General features: G+C 51.9%; 1 rRNA gene. It reads left to right on the top strand.

Annotated features, from left to right (window positions below):
- Positions 1-5: 5 nt before the first annotated feature.
- Positions 6-2,941, top strand: a 23S ribosomal RNA gene (locus tag FGG79_RS21235).
- Positions 2,942-2,952: the final 11 nt, after the last annotated feature.

Genomic DNA, 2,952 nt, shown 5'->3' with positions numbered 1-2,952 from the left:
ATTTAGGTTAAGTTATGAAGGGCGCACGGTGGATGCCTTGGCACTAGGAGCCGACGAAGGACGGGACTAACACCGATATGCTTTGGGGAGCTGTAAGTGAGCTTTGATCCAGAGATTTCCGAATGGGGGAACCCATTGTTCGTAATGGAACAATATCCATATTTGAATACATAGAGTATGGAAGGCAGACCCAGGGAACTGAAACATCTAAGTACCTGGAGGAAGAGAAAGCAATTGCGATTCCCTGAGTAGCGGCGAGCGAAACGGGATATAGCCCAAACCAAGAGGCTTGCCTCTTGGGGTTGTAGGACACTCTATACGGAGTTACAAAGGAATGAAGTAGACGAAGAAGTCTGGAAAGGCTCGTCAAAGAAGGTAACAACCCTGTAGTTGAAACTTCATTCTCTCTTGAGTGGATCCTGAGTACGGCGGGACACGTGAAATCCCGTCGGAAGCTGGGAGGACCATCTCCCAAGGCTAAATACTCCCTAGTGACCGATAGTGAACCAGTACCGTGAGGGAAAGGTGAAAAGCACCCCGGAAGGGGAGTGAAATAGATCCTGAAACCGTGTGCCTACAAGTAGTCAGAGCTCGTTAACGAGTGATGGCGTGCCTTTTGTAGAATGAACCGGCGAGTTACGATCCCATGCAAGGTTAAGTCGATAAGACGGAGCCGTAGCGAAAGCGAGTCTGAATAGGGCGAATAAGTATGTGGTCGTAGACCCGAAACCAGGTGATCTACCCATGTCCAGGATGAAGTTCAGGTAACACTGAATGGAGGTCCGAACCCACGCACGTTGAAAAGTGCGGGGATGAGGTGTGGGTAGCGGAGAAATTCCAATCGAACTTGGAGATAGCTGGTTCTCTCCGAAATAGCTTTAGGGCTAGCCTCATGCGTAAGAGTCTTGGAGGTAGAGCACTGTTTGGACTAGGGGCCCTCATCGGGTTACCGAATTCAGACAAACTCCGAATGCCAAAGACTTATCCATGGGAGTCAGACTGCGAGTGATAAGATCCGTAGTCGAAAGGGAAACAGCCCAGACCACCAGCTAAGGTCCCAAAGTATACGTTAAGTGGAAAAGGATGTGGAGTTGCTTAGACAACCAGGATGTTGGCTTAGAAGCAGCCACCATTTAAAGAGTGCGTAATAGCTCACTGGTCGAGTGACTCTGCGCCGAAAATGTACCGGGGCTAAACGTATCACCGAAGCTGTGGATTGACACCAATTGGTGTCAGTGGTAGGAGAGCGTTCTAAGGACTGCGAAGCTAGACCGTAAGGACTGGTGGAGTGCTTAGAAGTGAGAATGCCGGTATGAGTAGCGAAAGATGGGTGAGAATCCCATCCACCGAATGCCTAAGGTTTCCTGAGGAAGGCTCGTCCGCTCAGGGTTAGTCGGGACCTAAGTCGAGGCCGATAGGCGTAGACGATGGACAACAGGTTGATATTCCTGTACCACCTCTTTTCCGTTTGAGCAATGGGGGGACGCAGGAGGATAGGGTAAGCGCACTGCTGGATATGTGCGTCTAAGCAGTTAGGCTGATGATGAGGCAAATCCCATCATCACATAAGGCTGAGCTGTGATAGCGAGCGAATTATAGTAGCGAAGTTCCTGATTCCACACTGCCAAGAAAAGCCTCTAGCGAGGAAAAAGGTGCCCGTACCGCAAACCGACACAGGTAGGCGAGGAGAGAATCCTAAGGTGAGCGAGAGAACTCTCGTTAAGGAACTCGGCAAAATGACCCCGTAACTTCGGGAGAAGGGGTGCTCTGGTAGGGTGCAAGCCCGAGAGAGCCGCAGTGAATAGGCCCAGGCGACTGTTTAGCAAAAACACAGGTCTCTGCGAAGCCGTAAGGCGAAGTATAGGGGCTGACGCCTGCCCGGTGCTGGAAGGTTAAGAGGAGTGCTTAGCGCAAGCGAAGGTGCGAATCGAAGCCCCAGTAAACGGCGGCCGTAACTATAACGGTCCTAAGGTAGCGAAATTCCTTGTCGGGTAAGTTCCGACCCGCACGAAAGGCGTAACGATCTGGGCACTGTCTCAACGAGAGACTCGGTGAAATTATAGTACCTGTGAAGATGCAGGTTACCCGCGACAGGACGGAAAGACCCCGTGGAGCTTTACTGTAGCCTGATATTGAATTTTGGTACAGCTTGTACAGGATAGGTAGGAGCCTTGGAAGCCGGAGCGCTAGCTTCGGTGGAGGCATCGGTGGGATACTACCCTGGCTGTATTGAAATTCTAACCCACGCCCCTTATCGGGGTGGGAGACAGTGTCAGGTGGGCAGTTTGACTGGGGCGGTCGCCTCCTAAAGAGTAACGGAGGCGCCCAAAGGTTCCCTCAGAATGGTTGGAAATCATTCGCAGAGTGTAAAGGCACAAGGGAGCTTGACTGCGAGACCTACAAGTCGAGCAGGGACGAAAGTCGGGCTTAGTGATCCGGTGGTTCCGCATGGAAGGGCCATCGCTCAACGGATAAAAGCTACCCCGGGGATAACAGGCTTATCTCCCCCAAGAGTCCACATCGACGGGGAGGTTTGGCACCTCGATGTCGGCTCATCGCATCCTGGGGCTGTAGTCGGTCCCAAGGGTTGGGCTGTTCGCCCATTAAAGCGGTACGCGAGCTGGGTTCAGAACGTCGTGAGACAGTTCGGTCCCTATCCGTCGTGGGCGCAGGAAATTTGAGAGGAGCTGTCCTTAGTACGAGAGGACCGGGATGGACGCACCGCTGGTGTACCAGTTGTCTTGCCAAAGGCATCGCTGGGTAGCTATGTGCGGAAGGGATAAGTGCTGAAAGCATCTAAGCATGAAGCCCCCCTCGAGATGAGATTTCCCATCACGTAAGTGAGTAAGATCCCTAGAAGATGACTAGGTAGATAGGTCAGAGATGGAAGCATGGCGACATGTGGAGTTGACTGATACTAATCGATCGAGGACTTAACCACAAATGAACAAC

Origin of the sequence: Bacillus sp. BHET2 (assembly GCF_005938125.1) — a bacterium.
Classification (GTDB): Bacteria; Bacillota; Bacilli; order Bacillales; family Bacillaceae_B; genus Rossellomorea.
Note: the sequence above shows the minus strand (reverse complement) of the source record. Positions and strands in the feature narration are given on the sequence as shown.